We start from the raw sequence: 23309 nt of genomic DNA on the forward strand, positions 1-23309 counted from the left end.
TTTACCTCTGCCTGCGAAAGAGTTGCTGGGCAACCCAAATGGGAAGCAGAACGCGACCTGACAGTAGTCATAGGCAATTGATTTTTTTTAACAAAAAGATTGAAGGATGCTGAGTAACAGAATATTTATCGGCGCGGGGATTCTCATCATTGCCGTATCTTCCTTTTTCTGGCTTTCAGGCTCGCTAGGCCCTTCCTCGGTGGACTACAACACCGAGGTGAAGCCTATTTTAAATAAACATTGCATGGGCTGCCACGGGGGCGTGAAAAAAGCGGGCGACGTAAGCTTCCTGTTTGAACACGAAATGCTCGAACCGGGCAAATCGGGCAAGATCCCCGTGGTGCGCGGCGACGCGGACGCCAGTGAAATGATACGCCGTATATTAAGCGATGATCCCGATGAAAAAATGCCCAAAAACGGCACGCCATTAAAGGAAGAAGAAATTGATATTCTGAAAAAATGGATCAACCAGGGAGCCAGGTGGGAAACACATTGGTCTTATAAAAAAATTAAAAAACCCGATGTGCCTTCGCTGAATGGTTTCAGTAACCTGTTTGGCTTGTTTGATAATGAAGAGAAAAAGTGGGCTACGAACGAAATTGACCATTTTGTTCTGGATAAATTAAAGGATAAGGGACTCCATGTGTCTGCCGAAGCCGACCGGGCAACTTTGATCCGCCGTGTCAGTCTGGACCTGACAGGGCTGCCGCCTACTGAGAAGCAAGTCGCTGATTTTATCAATGATAAATCTGAAAACGCCTACGGGAAAGTGGTCGATCGACTGCTCAAATCACCAGCATATGGAGAGCGCTGGACGTCTATGTGGATGGATCTGGCGCGCTATGCGGATACAAAAGGCTATGAAAGTGATGGCGGCAGGACCATGTGGCGTTACCGCGATTATGTGGTCAAATCTTTTAATAAGGACAAGCCATTTGACCAGTTCACCATTGAGCAGCTGGCGGGTGATCTGTTACAAAAAGACAAAGACGGCTTTCCGCTGGAAGAGAACATGATCGCAACGGGCTATCACCGCAACACTATGACGAACAATGAAGGCGGCACCGACGATGAAGAGTTCCGGACCGCCGCCCAGATCGACCGCGTGAACACAACTTGGGAGGTGTGGCAGGGAACCACATTTGCCTGTATACAATGTCACAGCCACCCTTATGACCCCATTCCGCATGAGGATTATTACAAATACATGGCGTTTTTCAATAATACCCGCGACGAAGATGTGTGGGACGAATGGCCTAAGATGCGTTTTTATAAAGGCGAAGATTCTGTCCGCGTGGAGCGTGTCAAAAGCTGGATCAGGCAAAATAAACCGGAGCAGCTGCCTCAGGTTACGCAGTTTATGAAAGTGATGGAGCCAAAAATCAATGCACATAATTTCGTGAAAGGTGACCAGTCCACGGTCCTGCTGATTTCCTATTATGGTGTAAAAAACAACGGGAATGCAAGGATTGCCCAAGTGGATCTTTCCGAGGCCGACAATGTGGTTATGAACGTGTCAACCAAAGCCCAGAACGCCGTTCTTTCCCTGCATCTGGACAAGCTGGACGGACCCGTAATCTCACAGATCACGGTGCCCGCCAGGGACTCGGTGATCATTGCGCCGCTGACAAAAACGGCCGGCAAGCATGACATTTATTTATCCCTGAAAAGCCCTGAGAATCCTGACGAATGGGTTCGGATCACCTGGATGTCGTTCCAGAAAGCCCTACCCGGCTCCGATAAACCTGAATACAACAACATTGTAGCCGACTATGCCACCGTGCTGACGCGCCAAACCGAGAGTATGCCTGTAATCTGGGAAGGAAAGGGTGATTTTGCACGAAAAACAAATGTCTTTGTAAGAGGGAACTGGATGGTAAAAGGCGCAGAAGTAAAACCTGACGTGCCCAAGCTCCTGGCCCCTATGCCCAAAGACGCACAAAGAGACCGCGTAGGCCTGGCCAAATGGATCGTAAGCCGCGATAACGCATTGACCTCCCGCGTGATCGTAAACCGGTTCTGGGAGCAGTTGTTTGGAAAAGGAATTGTGGAAACAGTGGAAGACTTCGGTTCCCAGGGGGCCGAGCCTACACATCCCGAGCTGCTGGATTGGCTGGCTGTCAAGTTTATGGAGGAAGACAAATGGAGCATTAAAAAGATGCTGAAAACGATTGTAATGTCATCCACTTACCGCCAGAGCTCCAAAACGGACGAGAACAAACTCGAAAAAGACCCGTACAACATCTGGATATCGCGTGGCCCGCGCGTTAGGCTTAGCGCCGAGCAGGTTCGCGACCAGGCGCTGGCATGCAGCGGTTTGATCTCGGATAAAATGTATGGCCCGGGTGTCATGCCACCCCAGCCGGATAAGATCTGGCAATCGCCTTACAGTGGTGAAAAGTGGGTTTTGAGCGAAGGAGAAGATCGTTACCGCCGGGGTGTTTACACTTACTGGAAGCGGACGGCCCCCTACCCTTCGATGGTCACATTCGATGCGCCGAGCCGGGAATTCTGTCAGTCGAGGAGGATTTTGACCAATACACCTTTGCAGGCACTGGTTACATTGAATGATCCGGTTTATCTGGAAGCAGCCGAAAAGCTGGCAACCCGGATGCAGCAGCGTGGGAAAACGCCTGAACAGCAATTAAAAGAAGGTTACCGCATGCTCACATTCCAGAACATTGAACAAAAAAACCTGAATGTGCTCGTAAAAGTGTACAAACAGGCCCTGGACGCCTACAAGAAAAAACCAGTAGAAGCAGACAGCATCCTGGCCTACGGAAAAGAGCGCACCCCCGAATTGGCCGCGCTCACCATCTCAGCCAATGTGATGCTGAACCTGGATAATGTCATTACAAAGGAATAGCTTTTCTTCTAAGTCCAGGGTTGAAACCCTGGGCCAGGGATGTTCGAGCCGATGGCTCTTTTTGATAAATAACAAGGCATTGGCTGGAACGAGTCAGCTAAGCACTTTTCATCAAAGCCCAGGGTTGAAACCCTGGGCAAGAGAATGTTCGAGCCGATGGCTCTTTTTGATAAAAACCACGCATTGGCTGGAACAAGATAGTTAAGCACCAAAAGCCCCGTCAGGGGCGAACGATATTCAAGACTCGGGATTCATCCCGGGTTAAAAATGGGTCAACAAGCAAAAGCCCATGTCCGGGATTCATCCCGGGTTAAAAAAACGGATCAACAAGCAAAAGAAGCCCCCATCAGGGGCGCCAGATATTTTACCCCGGGATTTATCCCGGGGATTACCAAAGATCGAAATCATGGATAACCTCAAAAAAGAACTCCAACATACAGCATTGCTTCATCAGACCCGGCGGCACTTTTTGCAGTCGGTGGGTTTTGGGCTGGGTGCCCTGGGACTCGGGACAATGCTGGATTCCTGCGGGCCTTCGACGGCTGCCGACAATGCGGGCGGTGAAGTTGCCAAATCGCGGATTCCGCAGTTTGCGCCCAAAGCCAAGCGCGTCATTTACATTCACATGGCCGGCGCGCCGTCGCAGCTCGAACTGTTCGATTACAAGCCTGAATTGCTGAAATATCACGGCAGGGACTGCCCGGCGGAATTTTTGGAGGGCAAAAAATTCGCATTTATACAAGGCGTGCCCAAAATGCTGGGACCTCAGGGACATTTCGCCCAATATGGGCAATCCGGTGCGTGGATGTCGGATTATGTGCCTTACCTGCAAACGGTTGCGGATGAGATCACCTTTCTGAAAGCCATGCATACGGATCAGTTTAACCACGCGCCTGCACAATTGCTTATGCATACGGGAAGCCCGCGGCTGGGCAGGCCTAGTCTGGGCGCCTGGTCGGTTTATGGATTGGGTTCGGAAAATCAGAATCTACCGGGATTTATCGTGCTTGCTTCCGGCGGACAGCAGCCCGATGCCGGTAAAAGCGTTTTCGGCAGCGGGTTCCTGCCGTCGGTTTACCAAGGCGTGCAATGCAGAACGGGCGGCGATCCGGTTTTATATGTGGGTGATCCTAGCGGCATGAACCGCGATATGCGCAAGCAGACCATTGAAGCCATTAATGAGATCAATAAACAAACTTATGAGGACGTAAAGGATCCCGAAATCCTGACGCGCATCAGTCAGTACGAAATGGCTTTCCGCATGCAAATGTCCGTTCCAGAGGTGATGGACGTTTCCAAGGAGCCACAATTTATCCTGGATATGTACGGCGTTAAGCCGGGGGAAGGCACATTTGCGATGAATTGCCTGCTGGCGCGTAAACTGGTTGAAAACGACGTGCGGTTTGTGCAGCTTTTTGACTGGGGCTGGGACGGCCACGGCACATCCAAAGACCATAATGTGGAAGGCGGGCTTCGACAGAAATGCCGCGAATCTGATCAGCCCGTTGCAGCATTGATCAAGGATTTGAAAATGCGCGGGTTACTGGAAGAAACGCTCGTGATCTGGGGTGCAGAATTTGGAAGGACGCCCATGCAGGAGAACCGTAACGGATTGGTGATGCCATTCATGGGCCGCGACCACCATCTGGATGCATTCACAATGTGGATGGCCGGAGGCGGCGTTAAACAAGGATTTTCACACGGAGAAACCGACGAGCTGGGTTACTATGGCACCAAAGGCAGAACACATGTGCATGATTTACAGGCAACTATCCTGCATTTAATGGGCTTTGACCATGAAAAATTCACTTATCCTTTCCAGGGGCGCAATTTCCGGCTTACCGACACAGAAGGAAAGGTTGTAAAAGAAATTATTGCCTAGTACTAAACCCTTCAACATGTATTCTATTCTATTGCAGGACTCGTCCTGGGCAACATTCATTGGCAGGTTTCACCCGGCTATCGTGCATTTCCCTATTGGCTTTTTGTTGATAGCAGCCTTGCTCGAACTGGGAAGGCGCTGGGGGAAAATTGCTGTAAGCGAAAACGTCGTTGTTTTTATTCTGCTATGGTCTGCCATCAGCGCAACATTTGCCTGCGGGGCGGGTTACCTGCTCTCATTAAGCGGTGGATATGATGTTAACCTGCTTGATAATCACATGTGGAAGGGAATTGGCGTAGCCGTTTTCGCCTGGGCAGCCTGGCTTGTCAAATCTGATAAACTGCAAAAGGCCTTGCCGGCAGGTAAGCTGATTTACCTCCCCGCCGTCCTGGTCGCCACCGCGCTTACATTAAGCGCCGGCCACGACGGCGGCTCGCTTACGCATGGCGAGGGTTACCTAACGCAGTACACACCCGAACCTTTCCGCAGCCTGGCCGGCCTCCCGCCTTTAAAAGCAGAACCAACTGAAATTAAGCCCCTTGCAGATGTGCAGCAGGCCGTAGTTTATACCGACATTGTGCAGCCTATCCTGCAAACCAAATGCACGCAATGCCACAGCGCCAGTAAAAGCAAAGGCGACCTGCGCATGGACCAACTGGGGTTATTGGCAAAAGGCGGCGAAAATGGCCCTGCATTCATTGCTGGAAAAAGTGCAGAAAGCGATATGATCAAAAGATGCCTTTTGCCCGAAAATGATGACGAGCATATGCCGCCAAAAGGCAAGCCGCAATTAACAACAGACCAGATCGCGCTGCTTTCGTGGTGGATCGATCAGGGTGCTCCGGCTGATAAGAAAGTTTCCCAGCTGACGGTTTCGGAAGCCGTTAAACCTGCACTGGCTTCGCTGACAAAGGGCGCTCCGGCCGGCTCCGACAAGATCTCCGAACCCGGCGTGCTTAGCCTGAAAGTGCCAAAGGCGGATGATCGGGTTATTGAGGATTTAAGAAAAACAGGGCTTATTGTCAACACATTATCTCAGGATCAAAACCTGCTTGAAATCAGTGCAGTGAATCTGCCCGGTTTCAATGATAAGCAAATGGAGCTCTTAAAGCCCGTTGCCCAGCAAATTACCTGGCTCAAACTGGGCGGCACGGCCATAACCGACGCTGCATTTGAGCAAATTGCAAAGTTCCCCAACCTCAGCAAGCTGCATGTAGAACACACCGCCATTACAGATAAGGGCATCGCAATGTTGAAACCCCTTCCCTATCTGGGCTATATCAATGTTGTCGATACCAAGGTAGGAGATGCCGGATTGAAAGCAGTTGCGGGCATGAAAGCACTTCGCTCGATTTATGTGTGGCAATCGGCCGTAACAGATAGCGCCGTGAGTCAGGTTGGAAAGCAATTTCCCGATCTTTTGGTCATGAACGGTTTTAATGAAGCCACCGCAGCGGAATTTGTCAAGGCGGGCAATAAAAGCGATCCCGAAGAAGTCAAAAACAAATAATAAAAGCTACGGAATTTTACTGGCAGCACCGTGCCCTTGTCATCTATACAGAATGTTTTTGAAGCTTAATCCAACTCCGTATAGCCATCGTCCCCCAGAATATCATGGCCGTCATTGTTTCGGAATTCCCTGACAATGGCGTCCCGTTCTGCGCGGTTTTTGGGATCCACACTAATGATAATCCCGCCCTCCCTGACGCCCGTTTCGTAAGTATCGCAATGTTCTTCGGGGATATGCGTTGCGATCACTCCGCTTATGGTTTTGGTTTCCGGTTTCTCTGCCACTTTTCCGATCAGCCTTCGGGAAATGGAAATGCCCAGCTCCGGCAGAGAGATCATAGAAGTAATTGAAATAATCGCATCTGCAAGCAAATGTTTTGCTCCCGTCTTGGACTCCTCATCTTCCAGCGCAATCTGCTCGTCGGCACCATAACCCGCTTTCTCATTCGTAGGATTGGCATGCTTGTTCAATGTCTCATCAGACATCAGTATAGAAATGTCATCTTCCGTATGTCCCATCTTCAGCAGGGCCTGGTACGCACTTTCAGCATGTTGTTTGGTAAAAAAAACAGCCGAAACGGTTCCCGGCAGATCGTAGGCGTAACTTGTTGATCCCATATTTACAAAGTTCAAGTCGATTGGTGCTGTGACCTACCAATATAATGCCAGCCGTACAAATTCGGAAAAATAGGGCTTGCTAATTTTTTTACAAACCTGACCAAAGTCATTTTACCTGCCAACTTCCGTCAAATTTGGCGACATAATCTTTCTTCAATTTTGAAGAAGCATTAAGAAGTCAATAGCATGGAGCAAGAAACCATTACAATCGGACCGGCAGCAGCAAAAACGACCGAAAACACCTGTTACCATTGCGGCGAAACCTGCCGTGAGGAAACGATCAACGCCGATCAGCATTCGTTTTGCTGCGAGGGCTGCTATCATGTCTACGACCTCTTAAAAGTCACCGAATTGTGCGATTATTATAACATCGACGGCTCGGCCGGAATTTCACCCGACAAATCCTTTTTCAAAGGAAAATTCGACTACCTGGACCTGCCCGATGTTCATGCCAAAATGCTGGAATTTACCGACGGCCACCTTTCGCAGGTAAGCTGGTACATTCCAAAAATGCATTGCAGCTCGTGTATCTGGCTGTTGGAACAGCTTTACAAATTCAATCCGGGTATCCGAAGCTCGGTCGTAAATTTCCCTGAAAAGAAACTCAGGATTACCTTTGAAGCCGGGAATGTAAAGCTTAGCGAGCTGGCCACATTGATATCGAGCATCGGCTATGAACCTTACATCAGCCTCAACGACATTGCAGGTGAGCAAGTTAAGAAGTGGAACCGCAAAAGGCTGTACAAGATCGGCGTTGCCGGCTTTTGCTTTGGTAATGTAATGATGCTCAGCTTTCCCGAATATTTTCATTTGGGCAAAGATGCATTTGATGAAAGCCTCCGGGCTACATTTGGCTGGCTGAACCTGGCTTTGGCCATTCCTGTGCTGCTTTACTGCGGCAGTGATTTTTTCAAATCGGCCTGGGCAGCTCTCAAAGGAAAATACCTGAACATTGATGCCCCGATCGTTATTGCGCTGGTTTCTATTTTCAGTCTCAGCCTTTACCAGATCGTATCCGGCACCGGCCCGGGCTATTTTGATTCCCTCACCGGCGCAGTATTCTTTATGCTTACCGGCCGCTTTTTTCAGGACAAAACCTACGCCGGCATTTCCTTCGATCGCGATTACAGATCCTATTTCCCTGTTGCCGTTTCCATATTGACCGGCAAAGCTGAGGTCCGAACGCCTGTCACTGACCTGAATGCCGGAGACATTATACTGGTCAGAAACGCAGAGCTTATCCCGGCCGATTCCGTTTTGCTAAGCCCGGAGGCGTTGATCGATTACAGTTTTGTATCCGGCGAAGCCGAGCCGGTTAGGCGGAAAAAAGGCGATACGATTTACGCAGGCGGCAAGCAAACCGGACCTGCTATTGAGCTCGAAATCATGCGGAAAGTTTCGCAAAGTTACCTCACGCAGCTTTGGAACAATGAGAGTTTTACGAAACAGAAAGAGGATCAGAATCAAATGCTGGCCGCCCGGATCAACAGGTATTTTTCTGTGATCGTGCTCATCATTGCCACGGTCACTTTTGCTGGCTGGTATTTTATTTTCAAAAACCCTGAAACGGCCTTCCGTGCATTTACAACTTGCCTTTTGGTAGCATGCCCCTGCGGGTTGCTATTCTCCTCCACCTTTACAAACGGCAACCTGATGGCGCTCTTTGGTAAAAACCAATGCTATCCCAAAAATGCGGATGCCATCGAACGCCTCTCGAAGATCGACACCGTCGTATTTGATAAAACAGGCACCATAACCCGCTCCGATGACGCGGAAGTGACATATATCGGTACGCAGATGAGCGGCCAGCAAATGGCTATGGTGAAAAAAATAGCCACGCAATCCTCCCATCCGCTGAGCAGATTGGTTGTGAAAAATCTGGCCAGTGTCCATACAGAAACGCAAAAGCTCTTACATTATATAGAGGTCAGCGGCTCAGGCATTAAAGGATCATTCGGAGACCACACCATTAAGCTGGGCTCGGCGGCGTGGGTCGGAGAGCAAATGATCGAAAATGACCATCGCTTTTCCAGGGTTTATGTCAGCATTGATGGCGTTTGCAAGGGTTATTTTTTGGTTAAAATAAAATACCGGGAGAATCTGTCCCAAACCATAGATAAGCTGCACGATCACGGCTTTAACACATATCTGCTCTCGGGCGACAAACCCACGGATCAGGATTACCTGGCGCATATTTTCGGAAGCCCTGCCCATTTGTATTTCAAACAAAAACCCGAAGACAAGCTGGCATTCATCGCAGCATTGCAGCAAAAAATGTATCAGAATGTGCTCATGGTGGGCGACGGGCTGAATGATGCCGGCGCTTTGCAGCAAAGTAATGTGGGCGTAGCCGTTTCCGACGACATTAACAATTTCACACCATCCTGCGACATGATCATTGACGGCACACAGCTTTCGCGCTTACCCGCTTTCATCAACCTGGCGCGCCGAGGCCAGCATATCATTAAGGCCAGCTTTGGTATATCGCTGATATACAACATCGGAGGACTTTTCTTTGCCATAGGCGGGCAACTCTCGCCCGTGCTTGCCGCCATTCTGATGCCCGTAAGTTTGATTTCCATTGTGGGCTTCACCACCATCGCCAGCAACCTGGCCGCGGAACGTATTCTGAAAAACTGACGAAGGTCAGTTGTGGACCATGCTGTCATCATCTTTCTGCTCGGGGCGATCCGGTAGTTTTGAACCATACAAACAGCAAAAGATTCTTTCAAAATGAGTGCAATGTTCGTCATGATTATCGCCAGTCTTTCCATCGCCCTGGGATTCTTAGGTGCCTTCATCTGGTCGGTGCGCAAAGGGCATTACGATGATGACTATACGCCTTCGGTCCGTATACTTTTCGATGATACCAGCAGCGATGCATCCAAAAACAACACCAAAGATATTCACTAAATTTTACCTGAGTTATGTCAAACGTTCCCCATCCTGCTCTGGCAACCGTTGAACTGGATGAGTTCCAATACGATAACCGCATTGTGCGGGATTTCGCGATTGCAACAATACTTTTCGGTCTTATCGGTATGCTCGTCGGGCTGCTGGCTGCATTACAGCTGGTTTTTCCTGATCTGAATATGGATCTGCCATATCTTACTTTCAGCCGTATCCGGCCGCTGCATACCAATGCGGTTATTTTTGCATTTGTCGGCAATGGTTTTTTTACCGGCTTGTATTATTCTGCACCGCGTGTGCTGAGAACGCCGATGTGGAGCCCATTGCTGAGCCGGATGCATTTCTGGGCGTGGCAGTTCATCATTCTGGCGGCGGCCATCACATTGCCTATGGGCCTTACCAGCTCCAAAGAATACGCAGAGCTGGAATGGCCGCTTGACATTGCCATTGCCGTTGTATGGGTCGCAGCGCTCATTAACCTGGTAATGACCACCATTAAGCGCCGTACGGAGCACATTTACGCTGCGATCTGGTTTTACATTGCTTCATTTGTGACCGTTGCCATGCTGCACGTGGTCAACAGTATGGCGCTACCGATTTCTTTATTCAAAAGCTATTCAGTGTACGCAGGTGTGCAGGATGCACTCGTACAATGGTGGTATGGACATAATGCCGTGGCGTTCTTTCTTACGACTCCTTATCTGGGACTGATGTATTATTTTCTTCCCAAAGCGGCTAACCGTCCTATCTATTCCTACCGGCTTTCGATCGTCCATTTCTGGGCGCTGATATTCCTGTATATCTGGGCCGGGCCGCACCACTTGCTTTACACTTCTCTACCCGAATGGGCACAAACGCTGGGGACCGTGTTTTCGGTCATGCTCCTTGCGCCTTCCTGGGGCGGTATGATCAACGGGTTAATGACCTTGCGCGGTGCCTGGGATAAAGTCCGTGAAGACGTTGTATTGAAATTTATGGTTGTAGCCATCACCGCTTATGGTATGGCCACATTCGAAGGCCCGATGCTTTCTTTCAAAAATGTAAACGCGATTGCACATTATACCGACTGGATCGTTGCACACGTTCACGTAGGCGCGCTGGGCTGGAACGGCTTTCTGACTTTCGGAATTTTATACTGGCTATTCCCACGCATATACGGACGTCCGTTATATTCTCAGAAGGCTGCCAACTTCCACTTCTGGATCGGAACGCTCGGCATCTTGTTTTACACCATTCCCATGTACTGGGCTGGCTGGGTGCAAAGTTCTATGTGGAAGGAATTCACGCAGGAAGGACTTTTAAAATACCCCAACTTCCTGGAAACCGTAACACAGCTCAAACCGCTGTATTTTCTGCGCAGCGTAGGCGGCACATTATATATTGTTGGCTTCATTGTGATGATCTATAACTTGTGGATGACGGCGCTGAAAGGCAAGCTCATCGCCACCGAAACGGCAAAAGCAATGCCTTTGAGCGCGATCTGGCATGCTGAGAAAAGCGAATACTGGCACCGCAGGTTGTTTGAACGCAAACCGCTGGCGCTGACTGTTTTTGCGCTGATCGCCGTAGCCATTGGCGGGATGATCGAAATGATCCCAACCTTCATGATAAAATCTAATGTGCCTACCATTGCATCAGTGAAACCTTACACGCCGCTGGAATTGCAGGGACGCGATATTTATGTCCGCGAAGGCTGCTACGTATGCCACACGCAGATGATCCGTCCGTTCCGCTCCGAGATCGAACGCTATGGAGAATATTCCAAATCGGGCGAATTTGTTTACGATTACCCGCACCAGTGGGGCTCAAAACGAACAGGCCCGGATCTGCACCGACTAGGCGGAAAATATCCCGATTCATGGCACTACAACCACATGGAAGATCCTACCACGATGTCGCCCGGCTCCATTATGCCAAGATATGGCTGGCTGCTGGAAGATGATCTGGATACGAGCACAACAGCTGCCAAGATCCGTGCCATGCAGACATTGGGCGTGCCTTATGAAGAAGGTTATGATAAAATGGCCAACACCGATCTGAGCAAACAAGCCAAAGAAATCCAGGCCCGGCTAAAACAAAGCGGCATTAAGGCTAATGAGGATAAGGAGATCATTGCACTCATTGCTTACCTGCAAAGATTAGGAACTGATATTAAAAAATGATTGAATTATGAAATTCCGAACATATCTTGAAACCATTGCCGGCATAGGCATTTACCCGCTGATCTCGCTTATTATATTTTTTGTCTTCTTCGTGTCGCTGATCGTTTTTGTGATTGGGATTGATAAAAAATCGCTGCAAAAAATGGAAAGTATGCCATTGAATGATGGTGTGATCAAAAAGGCATTGCTTTCCTTACTTTTCTTTTTCACGATGGGCGGCTCGGCCTTTGCCCAGGAAACGGCAGAACCTATCCGTGCGATCAGCGGCAACGAGCTTATCCTGCTCGTGCTGCTGGCCATCCTGTTTTTTGCAGCGCTGCTGGTGGTGATCGCTTTGGTCAACACTGTAACATTACTTCGTAAAATCTCGGCGCCAGCCAAGGCGGAAACGCAAGATGCTCCGGTTATTTCCTGGTGGAAAAAATTCGCGGGCATGAGCATTCTGCCCAGCCAGGAACATCAGCTGATCATCCAGGGCCATGATTATGATGGCATCCAGGAGCTCGACAACCGCATGCCGCCGTGGCTGCAATCGCTTTTCCTGGCCACTGTTGTGATCGGGGTTGGTTACGGGGCTTATTATTTCAGCGGCATAGGCGATTACCAGCTTGCCGAACTCGAAAAAGAGGTGGCGCAAGCGGAAATTGATAAAAAGGCTTATATGGCAAAAGTAGGCGCATCCATGGATGAAAATACGGTGACGCTGATCGGCGAAGAAGCGGCAATCGGACAGGGAAAAGCTATTTTCCAGGAAAAATGCACGGCTTGCCACGGAGCGGACGGCGGAGGAAGTGTGGGCCCCAACCTGACAGATGCGTACTGGCTGCATGGGGCCGGGATCAAAAATCTTTTCAAAGTCATCAAATACGGCGTTCCTGAAAAAGGGATGATCTCCTGGGAAAAACAGCTCTCACCTACCGACATTCAAAAAGTGGCCAGCTATGTACATTCTTTGCAAGGCACCAAACCTGCCAGCCCGAAAGAGCCTCAGGGTGAGCTCGTAAGCAGTAATCAGGTCGCAGAAAACTAAGTAAAGTCAATTTTCACACTACGAACATGAATACGACCCAGCATGTCATCAACGATTCCGACGAATCATTCCGCGACCATTTCAATGCGGTAAATGAGGATGGAAAACGAAATTGGTTTTACCCCCAAAAACCAACCGGCAAATGGCATACGCGAAGGGTTTGGTTCACAGTGCTGATACTGACGCTTTTATTTGCGACACCATTTATCAAATTCAATGGCCAGCCTTTGCTGCTGTTCAATGTGCTGGAACGCAAATTCATCATTTTCGGCATCTTCATAGGCCCGCAGGATTACTGGCTTTTCGGCCTTACAATGCTGTCGTTTATGGTTTTCATTGTGCTTTTTACAACCGTTTTCGGACGGTTATGGTGCGGCTGGGCATGTCCGCAAACAGTGTTTATGGAAATGGTTTTTCGCAAGATCGAATACGCCATTGAAGGCAATGCAACCAAGCAGAAACTGCTCAACAAAGCGCCCTGGAACACAGACAAGATCCTGAAAAAAACGGCTAAATACATGGCCTTTATGATCGTGTCATTCCTGATTGCTAACCTGCTGCTGTCGTATGTGCTGGGTGTGGATGAGCTTTCTAAAATTATCCGTGAACCCATTGCAGACCACCTGCCCCTTTTTGGCGGGATCATTGCTTTCACAGCCATTTTCTACTTCAATTTTGCATGGCTGCGCGACCAGGCTTGCACGGTGGTGTGTCCCTATGGCCGCTTGCAGGGCGTTCTAATGGACCGTAACACCATTAATGTTGCCTATGATTATGAGCGTGGCGAGCCTCGCGGAAAAATCCATAAAAACCAGGAACGCACCGAAGGTGATTGCGTCAACTGCCATCAATGCGTGGCCGTATGCCCGACGGGCATTGACATCAGAAACGGCCTGCAAATGGAATGTGTGAACTGCACAGCCTGCATTGATGCCTGCGACAACATTATGGAAAAAGTAGGATTTGAAAAAGGACTGATCCGCTACACTTCCGAAAATGCAATTGTCAGCAAAACCAATAAACTCATTACGCCTCGTGTCGTGAGTGCAATGGTGATGCTGGTTCTACTATGGTCGGTGCTGGGATTTATGGTTGTGTCGCGAACCGATACCCAAACCATGCTGCTGCGCGCGCCAGGCAGCCAGTACATTGAAAACAAGGATAAGACTATTACAAACCTTTATACTTTCAAGATTTTCAACAAAACCAACCATGCGATTGCGCCGGAGATCAGGCTGGAAGGCATTCAGGGTAAGCTGATTTTCGCCGGGGCATCCACCACCGGAAAATCTGGCTCGAAAGCACCTGATCTGTCACTTGAACCTGCCGGAATGGTTGAAGGCACTGTGTTTATTATTGTGCCGGGCAATGAATTGAAAAGTCGCAAAACAGCATTAAAACTGTCTGTATATCAAGGCAATGAAAAGCTCGAAGCATTTGAAACAACATTCATAGCACCAGAAAATTAATTAAAATAACGATCATGAAAATCAACTGGGGAGTCGGCATAACAGCGCTGTATCTGGGCTTTGTAGCCATGATATTGTTGCTGGTCAGTATGAGCATCGGCCAGAAAATCGATCTGGTAACCGAGCATTATTACGAAGAAGAAGTTGGTTTTCAGGATAAGATCGACAAAAAAGAACGGTCCGCTGCGCTTACTGAGCCCGTGAAATGGGAAGTGACCGCCAAGAATATCAGCATTGTTTTTCCCGGTAATGTGCAGCAAGCCGATTTGACAGGTGAGATCAAGTTATACTGCCCGTCAAATGATAAAAATGACCGGAAATTCAAGATCGCCCCTCACGAGCACACGCAGATTATTCCTGTCGGCAACATTCCCGAAGGCACCTATCACCTGCAAATCGATTGGAAAAATAAAGAACAGACATACTGGACTGAGGATGTCATCGTAATCAATCACCAATAACAAAACATTGAACCATGCCCTCCCATATCTTGCCCTGACGATGGGACTGCTTAGCAGTTTCCATTGCATGGGCATGTGCGGGCCTATTGCGCTGGCGCTTCCCGTGCAAAAAGGCAACGCCTGGCAGCGCACTTCGGGTTTGTTTGTCTATAATTTCGGCAGGGCTTGCTCCTATGCCATGCTGGGAGCGGCCACCGGCATTTTTGGCAGTGCGCTGGCATTGATGGGCTATCTCAAATACGTTTCTGTGCTGGCGGGGCTATTTATGCTTGCTTATGTGCTTTGGCCAAAAGCATTTGCAGGATTGCTGATCGCACCGGGATTTTTGCGCAGGCCTGTTAATCTCATTAAAAAACGAATGGCCGCATTGCTGCACAGCCGCAAGCTGCACGGGTGGTTTTTGCTCGGCTCGCTGAACGGGCTGCTTCCATGCGGGCTCGTCTATCTGGCATTAATGAGCTCATTAGCAACAGGAAGCAGCGGCGCGGCGAGCATTTTCATGTTTGTTTTCGGTATGGGAACATGGCCGGCGATGATGGCTGTCGGATTCTTTAAAAATTGGGTAACGCCCGCCGTCCGGAGCAGATTTCATCAGGCAACACCTGTTTTTATAGCTATTGCCGGAATATGGCTGCTTTATCGCAGCACCTTATTTGAATATCCCCACGCAGCCCAGCCTACGGCCAACCCCATCACGGAATGTCACGGCAAATAATGATGCACGGCCCCGGATCAGACAAAGGTTAGTTTTAATCCTGATTAAAGTCATGTTTTTCGGCACGCCATAAGCCTAGTTTTGATTCATAGTAACCAATCAAAATACGATTACCATGGATAAGGACCTGCTGTTCAAATACAATACACCCGGACCACGTTACACGAGCTATCCAACCGTTCCATACTGGCATAAAACGCCTCCTACCCAGCAAAAATGGAAGGAACTGGTCATGAATGCTTTTGAAGTTTCTAACGAGAAAGAAGGCATAAGCCTTTACGTTCACCTGCCGTTCTGCGAAAGTTTGTGCACTTACTGCGGCTGCAATACACGCATTACCGTCAATCATCTCGTCGAACTGAAATACATTCGGGCTGTGCTCAAAGAGTGGCAGATGTACCTATCAGGTTTCGGCGAAACCAAACCTGTAATCCGGGAAATTCACCTGGGCGGCGGAACCCCAACATTTTTTAGTCCCGAAAACCTGAAAATGCTCATTCTTGGTTTGTTAAAAGACTCCATTGTCCATCCCCAGGCGCAATTCGGATTCGAAGCGCACCCTGGTAATACGACCGACGAGCACCTGCAAACACTTTTTGAAGTGGGTTTCCGGCGGATCAGCATTGGCGTTCAGGATTTTAACCCGATCGTGCTGGCCATTATCAACCGCGTGCAGACTTATGAGCAGGTAAAGCACCTGACGTTAAAGGCCAGGGAAATCGGCTACACATCCGTGAATTATGACATTGTATATGGGTTACCATTCCAAAAAGCATGTTACATGATGGAAACCATGCAGCGCGTGATCCAGCTCAAACCAGACCGCATTGCCTTTTACAGCTACGCACACGTCCCCTGGATTAAACCCGGACAAAGAAATTTTACAGAAAAAGACCTGCCTGATGCCGATAAAAAAATGGCCATCTATGAAACGGGCAGAGGTGCGCTGGAGCTGGCTGGTTACCAGGACATTGGCATGGACCATTTTGCTTTGCCGGGCGATACGCTTTACAAAGCACAGCAGGAACAACGCCTGCACCGCAACTTCATGGGCTACACCGACACCCATACCCAACTGCTGATCGGACTGGGCGCTTCTGCGATCAGCGACAGCTGGACGGGTTATGTACAGAACGAAAAAAAGGTGGAAGATTATTACCAGCGCATCGCGGTTGACATGCTCCCCATAGCCCGCGGTCACGAGCTGACACGCGAAGATCTGATCCTGCGCCGGCATATTTTAAGGTTAATGACACAGTTTGAAACCTCATGGTCCAAAACCAATGAATATTGTGAAGAAGTGTTCCAATCGATTGAGCGCCTGGACGAAATGGAATTTGATGAACTTGTTGAATTACAACCCTTCAGCCTCCATGTTACCGAGAAAGGAAAGCCGTTCATCCGTAACATCTGCATGGCTTTCGATGCGCGTTTATGGGAATCCCAACCCGAGGCGCAGTTATTCAGCCAAACCGTCTGATCCAGTTAAAATCTTGTCCCTTTCACCATTGTAGTGTACCTTTCTGATGTTTGATAGTGATATATTAATTCATACGAAAGTGATGACACGGCATATTGAAATGCTAGATGCCCTCTTTAAGCATGCCACAGAGGGGATTGTAGTAGTGGATAAATCAGGAGCAATTGTAATGCTAAACCCCAAAGCCAAAGAACTTTTCGGCTATACGGACCCTGATCTGATCGGTAAGAAAATAGAAGCGCTGATCCCGCAGAGATATGCCGGCAACCATGTGCATTACCGCGACCATTACCTGGAAGCGCCGCGCGCGCGCGGGATGGGACATTTGATGGACTTGTTTGCCAGAAGATCCGACGGCAGCGAATTTCCCGTGGAAGTTAGCCTCAGCCCCTTTAAAACAAGTGATGGAGAGTTTGTTGTGAGTTTTGTAATTGATATAACAGAGCGAAAAAAGCAGGAAAACCGCATCAGGGAGGCTAATCTTGAAATACAAAAACTGAATGCAGAGCTGGAAGAAAGGGTGGAACAACGCACAAGAGAACTGGCAGAAGCCGTGAAAAAAGTGGAGGAATCACAAGAAGAGGTGATACGGGCCCTGAAAAAAGAAAAGGAGCTCAATAATATGAAAAGCCAGTTCGTCACCATTGCATCTCACGAATTCCGGACGCCACTGGCTACTATTCTGTCATCCGCCTCGCTCATAGGCCGTTACGGCACTAGCGAAGAGGAAAAAAAGCGTCAGAAGCACGTGAAACGGATCAAATCGGCTGTAACCAACCTGACCGAGATCCTGAACGATTTCTTGTCCATCGGCAAGCTGGAAGAAGGCCGCGTACACAGCATTCCCGTTCAGGTAGACCTGGATGCCTATTGTAGAAACCTGATAGACGAGATCCACGGTCTTTGCAAGGAAAGACAGCAGATCCGGTTTGAATATAATGGCAATACGGAGGTTTGGCTCGACAAGCAGTTGCTGCGCAACATCCTTTTCAACCTCCTTTCAAATGGCATCAAATATTCCGATCCCGGTAAAATTATCTTACTGAAAATTAATTCAAACGACGTTCAGGTCGATATTGAAGTACACGATGAAGGAATTGGCATTCCTGTAAAGGACCAGCCCAACATTTTCGACCGGTTTTTCCGTGCACATAATGCAGGCGCAACACAGGGAACCGGCCTGGGCCTGAACATTGTCAATAATTATGTGAGCTTGATGGGCGGCCAGGTTACTTTTTCAAGTGAAGCCGGAAAAGGGACAACATTCTTTGTAAAACTGCCCAATGTAGTGCCTGCACAGGCCAAAATTGATTAAGCACTAACCCAACACCTGACTGTGGAACTTAAAAAGATACTGCTGATAGAGGACAACCCCGAGATGCGGGAAAATACGGCTGAAATCCTGGAACTGGCCAGCTATAAAGTAATGACCGCCTCGCATGGCAAGGAAGGCGTCCGCCTCACCAACGAATTCAATCCCGACCTGATCATTTGTGACATAATGATGCCCGAGCTGGACGGTTACGGCGTCCTGCACTTGTTGAGCAAGGACGAGCACACGGCCAACATTCCATTCATTTTCCTAACTGCAAAAGCAGAGAAAGAGGACTACCGCAAAGGCATGACCATGGGCGCCGACGATTACCTGACGAAGCCCTATGACGACGTTGAGCTGCTCAACATTGTGGAAATGCGGCTAAAAAAAAGCGAAAGGTTCAAAAGGCAATTCGAGCGCTCGGCAAAGGGTTTGGACCAGTTTATTGAAGAAGCCAAATCTTTTGATCTGATCGCCAAGCTGGCAGAGGACAAGAAAGTAAAAACATTGCGTAAAAAAGAAACCGTCTACACCGAAGGGAGCTTTCCTTCCAATGTGTTTTTCTTACAAAAAGGAAAAGTAAAAGCCTATAAATCAAACGGAAGCGGAAAGGAATACATTACAGAACTATATAAGGAAGGCGATTTTTTTGGCTACATCGACCTCTTACAAGGCGAGCCTTACCAGGAAAGTGCCATTGCACTGGAAGAAGCGGAGGTTTCGATGATCCCGAAAGATGATTTTTTCAATCTGTTGCAGGGAAACCGCGAAGTGTCCTCCAAATTCATCCGCATGCTTTCCAACGAAATCAAGGACCGCGAGGAGCGCCTGCTGCATTTAGCGTATAACTCTGTCAGAAAAAGAGTAGCGCAGGCACTGGTAACATTGGTACAGCGCTACCAGGAGGATAAAGCCAAGCCATTTTCCATGTCCATCACGCGTGAAGACATCGCATCCATGGTCGGCACCGCAACCGAAACCGTGATCCGCACGCTGTCCGATTTCAAAGAGGAACGCCTGATCGACATGAAAGGAAGCCTGATCACCGTTTTCGAATACGAAAAGCTAGTCCGAATGCGAAACTAAACGTTCGCTAGAATTAGGGTGACGATGACAATCCCGGAGGGATGAAATATCGGTAGCAAAGACATCGTCGCAAGCAACAGCAAATCCCAGAGGGATACAATATTGGTAGCAAAGACATCATCCAAGTCATCGTCGAAATCCCGGAGGGATGTAACAGCGTGCATGTTGCTACATCCCTCCGGGATTCTTATTCGGTGCCGGTCGTTTTTCTTCTAACCTTTTATCCCTCCGGGATTATTATGCATAAATGTAGGCTTGTTTCACTTCGTGCAATTTTTGCTCGAATGCTTGTAATTGCTGCATCATTGTTTCCCTATACGACTCCGTTTCATGGGCGAGCTGTGGGACTAATGTTTTGTAATAGTCAATCCCTTGCAGCAACTGGGCTCTGAACTTTTCGAGATATTTTTGCTTTTTGGTGTCCATCCGCGATATGTTCAATGCCATATCCTTCTGATAATGTGCTACATATAAGGCGATCTCGTTGATAAACATGTTTGGGCGGGGTACGTCGGTCAGGAGATCAGCCATTCCATAGATGTGATCGACCATTTCTTGGAGACTGTAAACTTTTGAAAACCAGGCAAGATTGGGTCCCGGGCAAATAGAGACGGCGTGATTTTCTCTTGGTGTCAGCAGCTTGTGTTTGATCAATGTGGAAGTGCTCAGGCCTTCGCAGAGGCAGAGTTTTTCTGTAACAGCATTGATTTGTTCCTCGCGTTCAGTCGCGGTTAAACCCAGGGATTGAATCTGTTTTATTTTCAAATTCTGATATTGGCGGGAAGCTGTACAGATCGGTTCTGCGGTGAATTCCGTATTGGAGACCAGATATTTTTTCTTGCATGGACTTCCTGGTCTTCCTTTTGCGATCCTTTCCAAACGTTGCTTTTCGGCGCTGCTCCTTTTGAAATTATTGAATAAAACGCCCAGCGGGGATGAATTGGAAACATAGTAATCACTTTCGTCGGCATGGGTCAGTTCTTGCAGCGTCTGCTCGTCTACATTGGTAACCTCGGGCACGAGCAGGAACGGGCTTCCCCACCCTGTTGCGTCCACTTGATAATGTTTCAATAAAAATTCATCTTCCTGCGCAGTGCCTATGCCGCCCTGAACCGTGATACGCAATGCAGGAATTGTAGTAATATCCATGTTTTTTGTCATCAGCGCAGCCTGGTACAAAGCAAAAAGCTCTGAAAGCATTTCATCCTTTTTTGTTTTAAACTCTTCCAAAATCGGCCCCAGTAAAAATCCATCCGTTGCAAAAGCGTGGCCTCCGCAGTTAAGGCCCGATTCGATCCTGAACTCGGAAACCCAGATCCCTTTTTTTGCCAGATATTTAGCCTGAATAAATGCGGACCGGAAGTCGCTTACTTTTAAAATGATGTGCTTTTTAAAATGTCCGTTCTCCTCAGGGTAGAAATCGGCGAAGCTTTCCAGATAATTATAAAGCCGCGGATTCATACCAGCCGAAAGTACCAGCGACGAGGATAATGTGCTTTGGGCAAATCCGCGCAATGCCGCCGAAGCGTCTGAAAAATCATCTGCCAGGTTTTCTCCATAAACATCCTTGTTAAGCTTATCCACCTTCGACATAATGTTTACGTCGATAGCGCCCTTGGTAAGCTGCGATTTCAATGTTGCCTGCATAAGCTGCTTTTCCTGCGCGGAAGGTGTCTGGCACATTTCCACATATTGTTTTTTAAGCGCTGAATGCTCGGGTAGAAGCTGGAAATATTTGTTCAGTGCGGCCCCATCTTCAAAAGACTGCATTTTAAGGTCTTCAAAGTTTTTGTCAACGATGCGATGGACCAGGTTCAGATAAGCCGTAATGCGACGGGCCCGGAAATCGTCCTCAGCGGGATGGATCGGAACAAAAACCTCGCCGCTGGCTATGGTATGATGCTTTCTCATTCGCTCAATCATCACATCATCGACAATGGACATCACCGACGAAATACCGAAATGGGCAACTTTGATTGGGGTATCAACAGAATATCCGAGGCCTAAGACCGGAATATGAAATGTATGGTGCATGGTTTGCGCAGTTGGATAATAATTGGCCAAAACTAGGCGAGCATTCCCGAAGAAAAGTTGATGCGGATTGCCGCCTTAAATGATAAATGTCATTGGAAAGCCGTTCCTTGCGGGGGAGCTTGCAGAATTTCCCTTTTACCAATCACCGCATTTATGAAAATCTTATTCTTTTCCGCAAAACCTTACGACCGCACCTTTTTCGATCTGCACAATGAACGTTACGGATTTGAGCTGGAATATCTGGAAACCCATCTTGGCCCTCACATTGTAGAAGCAGTTCAAGGGCAAACCGCCGTTTGTGTTTTTGTAAACGATAAGGTGAATGCAGATGTCATAGCGGTCCTGGCAGCGAAAGGCGTTAAGATCATCGCACTCCGCTGTGCGGGCTTTAATAATGTTGACCTGGAAGCAGCCCGCCAGCAGGGCATAAGGGTTTGCCGCGTGCCCGAATATTCACCCCAGGCCGTTGCCGAACATACAGTTGCGATGCTGCTGACGCTTAACCGGAAAACGCATAAGGCCTATAACCGGGTAAGGGAGCAGAATTTTTCCTTGAATGGTCTGATGGGTTTTAATGTATATGGCAAGACAGTCGGCGTAATCGGAACCGGGAAAATAGGCGCTGCATTTTGCAAAATCATGAAAGGTTTCGGATGCCGGGTAATTGCTTATGACATTGCGATGAATGCCGATTTGCAGGCGCAGGGCATTGAGTATCAGGATCTGGAAACTGTACTAAGCAATTCGGACATCATTTCACTACATTGCCCGCTCAACGAGCATACGCATCACCTGATTAACGCCCGGACATTGCAGCAAATGAAGCAAGGTGTTATGCTGATCAACACCAGCCGCGGCGGATTGATTAATACGCCGGATGTGATTGATGCATTGAAAAGCAAACACGTGGCGCACTTTGGCATTGACGTTTACGAGCAGGAGGAAAAGTTGTTTTTCAAAGATCTTTCGGAGAGTATAATTGAGGATGACACTATTCAACGCCTGATGAGCTTTCCCAATGTCTTGGTAACTGCGCACCAGGGCTTTTTTACGGATGAAGCCCTTTCGGAAATTGCCCAGGTCACGCTCAGCAGCATTGATGCGCTTGGCAAAGGCACGGAGCCTGTCAATAAATCGGTAATTTTGGTTTAAACAGTTTGAAATCCTGACTTTAATTACCCACCTTACAGGCTCTAAAATAGGACGTGCATGATGAGATGGACATTAGTTTTTCTGTTTTTCGCTGCTGCATTGCAGGGCTGCGGATATAAAGAAAAGGAAGCGCAGCTGACCAAAAGGGAACAGCAGGTCGCAGAAAAGGAGCAGACATTAATGCAATGGGAACAGCGACTGACGCTGCTGGAAAAGGAGTTGCAGGAAAAAAAGAAAAAGCAGCTGGAAGATTCGACCGCCGTCACGGACTCGTTACAGGCGCAACCCGTTACGGGCAAATGGATCGTCAAAATGCGCTGTACGGAAACGAATTGCAGCGGATCGGCCATCGGGGATTCGAAAACAGAAACCTGGGAAATCGCCTATCAGAACAAGGGGATCGTTGTAAATACTTTCACGGGAAACGAACTGTCCAGGATTTACAACGGTTCTTTCATGCAAACCCGGCTTGAAGCGACCAATGGTCAGCCCGGCTCCGAGTCGGTGATGCGGATTATGCTGGAACTTAAAGAAGGCAAAATGGAAGGGACGCGGGAAGTGGAGCGCACCGATTGCAAAATCCGCTACACCCTGACTGCCGAACGGCAGAAATAACCCTA

17 protein-coding genes are annotated in these 23309 nt (G+C 48.5%); 15 read left to right on the forward strand and 2 right to left on the reverse strand.

Features of this window, described 5'->3' with window-relative positions:
* Positions 1-106: 106 nt before the first annotated feature.
* The 3 genes from LZG74_RS10560 to LZG74_RS10570 all read left to right on the forward strand — a co-directional run bounded on the left by LZG74_RS10560 (position 107) and on the right by LZG74_RS10570 (position 6258).
* Entirely contained in the window at positions 107-2866 is a 2760-nt protein-coding gene (locus LZG74_RS10560) for a DUF1553 domain-containing protein (RefSeq protein ID WP_233796545.1), read from the forward strand.
* Positions 2867-3272: 406 nt separating this feature from the next.
* Positions 3273-4748 carry a DUF1501 domain-containing protein gene (locus LZG74_RS10565; RefSeq protein ID WP_233796546.1) on the forward strand — a complete coding sequence of 492 codons (1476 nt, stop codon included), beginning with the start codon at positions 3273-3275 and terminating at the stop codon, positions 4746-4748.
* 16 nt (positions 4749-4764) lie between these two features.
* Positions 4765-6258, forward strand: coding sequence for a c-type cytochrome domain-containing protein (locus tag LZG74_RS10570; RefSeq protein ID WP_233796547.1), 1494 nt, complete (start codon positions 4765-4767; stop codon positions 6256-6258).
* 65 nt (positions 6259-6323) lie between these two features.
* Here the strand turns inward: LZG74_RS10570 and LZG74_RS10575 are convergent, their stop codons facing one another.
* Entirely contained in the window at positions 6324-6875 is a 552-nt protein-coding gene (locus LZG74_RS10575; protein WP_233796548.1) for a hypothetical protein, read from the reverse strand.
* Positions 6876-7061: 186 nt separating this feature from the next.
* Here LZG74_RS10575 and LZG74_RS10580 point away from each other — a divergent pair, with 186 nt between their 5' ends.
* From LZG74_RS10580 to LZG74_RS10625, 10 genes are all read left to right on the forward strand, one after another.
* Positions 7062-9515: a heavy metal translocating P-type ATPase metal-binding domain-containing protein gene (locus tag LZG74_RS10580; protein ID WP_233796549.1), complete on the forward strand. Its 2454-nt coding sequence runs from the start codon at positions 7062-7064 to the stop codon at positions 9513-9515.
* Between the two features lie 93 nt (positions 9516-9608).
* Positions 9609-9788: a cbb3-type cytochrome oxidase assembly protein CcoS gene (gene ccoS / locus LZG74_RS10585; RefSeq protein WP_026629706.1), complete on the forward strand. Its 180-nt coding sequence runs from the start codon at positions 9609-9611 to the stop codon at positions 9786-9788.
* 14 nt (positions 9789-9802) lie between these two features.
* Positions 9803-11947, forward strand: coding sequence for a cytochrome-c oxidase, cbb3-type subunit I (gene ccoN / locus LZG74_RS10590; RefSeq protein WP_233796550.1), 2145 nt, complete (start codon positions 9803-9805; stop codon positions 11945-11947).
* Between the two features lie 7 nt (positions 11948-11954).
* Positions 11955-12977, forward strand: coding sequence for a c-type cytochrome (locus LZG74_RS10595; RefSeq protein WP_233796551.1), 1023 nt, complete (start codon positions 11955-11957; stop codon positions 12975-12977).
* A gap of 26 nt (positions 12978-13003) precedes the next feature.
* The gene (gene ccoG, locus LZG74_RS10600) at positions 13004-14446 is read left to right on the forward strand and encodes a cytochrome c oxidase accessory protein CcoG (protein WP_233796552.1); all 1443 of its coding nucleotides are present in this window, start codon (positions 13004-13006) and stop codon (positions 14444-14446) included.
* 14 nt (positions 14447-14460) lie between these two features.
* Positions 14461-14907, forward strand: coding sequence for a FixH family protein (locus LZG74_RS10605; protein ID WP_233796553.1), 447 nt, complete (start codon positions 14461-14463; stop codon positions 14905-14907).
* Positions 14908-14914: 7 nt separating this feature from the next.
* The gene (locus LZG74_RS10610) at positions 14915-15622 is read left to right on the forward strand and encodes a sulfite exporter TauE/SafE family protein (protein ID WP_233796554.1); all 708 of its coding nucleotides are present in this window, start codon (positions 14915-14917) and stop codon (positions 15620-15622) included.
* Positions 15623-15737: 115 nt separating this feature from the next.
* Positions 15738-17102: an oxygen-independent coproporphyrinogen III oxidase gene (gene hemN, locus LZG74_RS10615; RefSeq protein WP_233796555.1), complete on the forward strand. Its 1365-nt coding sequence runs from the start codon at positions 15738-15740 to the stop codon at positions 17100-17102.
* Positions 17103-17184: 82 nt separating this feature from the next.
* The gene (locus LZG74_RS10620; protein WP_233796556.1) at positions 17185-18417 is read left to right on the forward strand and encodes a PAS domain-containing sensor histidine kinase; all 1233 of its coding nucleotides are present in this window, start codon (positions 17185-17187) and stop codon (positions 18415-18417) included.
* Between the two features lie 21 nt (positions 18418-18438).
* Positions 18439-19503, forward strand: a complete 1065-nt coding sequence (locus tag LZG74_RS10625; RefSeq protein ID WP_310589308.1) for a response regulator — start codon at positions 18439-18441, stop codon at positions 19501-19503.
* A gap of 237 nt (positions 19504-19740) precedes the next feature.
* On the opposite strand, the gene LZG74_RS10630 is transcribed toward LZG74_RS10625, so the two are convergent.
* Entirely contained in the window at positions 19741-21537 is a 1797-nt protein-coding gene (locus LZG74_RS10630) for a hypothetical protein (RefSeq protein WP_233796557.1), read from the reverse strand.
* Positions 21538-21690: 153 nt separating this feature from the next.
* Between LZG74_RS10630 and LZG74_RS10635 the strand changes: the two genes are divergently transcribed.
* Together LZG74_RS10635 and LZG74_RS10640 are read left to right on the forward strand one after the other, a co-directional pair.
* Positions 21691-22689 carry a 2-hydroxyacid dehydrogenase gene (locus LZG74_RS10635; RefSeq protein ID WP_233796558.1) on the forward strand — a complete coding sequence of 333 codons (999 nt, stop codon included), beginning with the start codon at positions 21691-21693 and terminating at the stop codon, positions 22687-22689.
* A 57-nt stretch (positions 22690-22746) separates the two neighbouring features.
* Positions 22747-23304, forward strand: a complete 558-nt coding sequence (locus LZG74_RS10640) for a hypothetical protein (protein ID WP_233796559.1) — start codon at positions 22747-22749, stop codon at positions 23302-23304.
* Positions 23305-23309 lie beyond the last annotated feature (5 nt).

Origin of the sequence: Dyadobacter sp. CY327, from assembly GCF_021390415.1 — a bacterium.
Classification (GTDB): Bacteria; Bacteroidota; Bacteroidia; order Cytophagales; family Spirosomataceae; genus Dyadobacter; species Dyadobacter chenhuakuii.